General features: G+C 70.2%; 1 protein-coding gene. It reads right to left on the bottom strand.

The genetic code is table 11. The features are described from left to right. Positions 1 to 1,239, bottom strand: a 1,239-nt coding sequence (locus ACZ6AQ_RS28805) for a DNRLRE domain-containing protein (RefSeq protein WP_468763695.1), incomplete at both ends; no start/stop codon positions are given.

The raw sequence follows: 1,239 nt of genomic DNA, 5'->3' as shown, positions 1-1,239 counted from the left end.
CCGGTGGCGCTGTTCGCACCGGTGAAGTCGGCCTTGATCTGGACGGTGCCGTCGGGGTTGACGGTGTCGGTCGCGTTCCAGACCAGCGGCGCGTTCCTGCCGCCGGTCATCGGGACGGGCCAGGCGGTCAGCGGGGTACCGCCGGAGGTGACCTGTCCGGCCGGGATCTGCTGCCAGGGGTCGGCCTCGGAGCGGCGCCAGGAGAAGGAGACCTGGTCGTACTTACCCGCGTCGGCCTCGGCGACCAGGGGCAGGCGGCGTGCGGTGCGTTCGCCCTCGCTGGGCTGGACGAAGCCGCCGGGGCCGGCGTGGAAGGTGTAGGAGACCGGTTCGGACTTGTTGTCGGCCTTGTCGACCTGGCGGACCTGGAGGGTGTGGGTGCCGTCCCGGGGCGGGGCGACGGAGAGGGCCTTGGCGGCGGTGGAGCCGCCGGTGGCGGCCTTGGTCCAGGTCGCGCCGTCGAGTGACCATTCGAGCCAGTTGTGGTCGGTGCCGTTCGGCGTGACGGTGAACGTGCCGGCCTGGCCCGCGCCCTTGACCCACGTGTTCGCCGGGTAGTCGGTCGAGGCGATGCTCGCCGGCGCGGAGGGGTTGGTGGTGTCGACCGTGAAGGTCTTCCACGCCGACCAGCCCAGGTTGTAGTGCGTGCCGTCATACGGGCTGGTGCGGAACTTGTAGGTCTTTCCGTTGGCCAGCACGCCGGCGGGGACGGTCACGGAGGCGACCTGGCCGGAGTTCACCCAGGGAGAGACGATGACGTTGCCGACCTGGGTGTTGGTGGCGTTGTCGAAGATCTGGAAGGTGCCGTTGACCTTGTCGCCGTTGGGGTCGAGGAAGGTGTCGCGCAGCGTGGGCGTGAGCGTGTTGACGACGTAGGTGCCGTTGTAGGAGAAGAACGGCGGGCCGGCCTCCTGCTTGGTGCCGGTGCGCGGCCGGTAGTTGTAGGTGACGACGAGCTTGGGAACGTTGGAGGCGGCGTTGGCGGAGTTGACCCGCTTCCACTGCCCCGTGACGGCCTCGTCGGTGGCGCGCAGGCCCATGTGGGACTTGGCGGCCTTGGCCGAGGCCCACTCCTGCACCATCGTGGTGACGTCGGCGTTGATCCAGCCGTCGGGCTGCGTGCCGCAGGAGGCGTTGCCCCGGGTTTCCCAGGAGGTGGCCTTCTTCGCGGTCCAGGCCGGCTGGGCCGTCCAGCGCGAGGAGGTGGTCGCGGCCCCGGTGGACCACACCTCCCACGGC

Source organism: Streptomyces sp. NPDC041191, assembly GCF_055591945.1.
The sequence above is the reverse complement of the archived record's forward strand: the minus strand, read 5'-3'. Positions and strand labels throughout refer to the sequence as shown.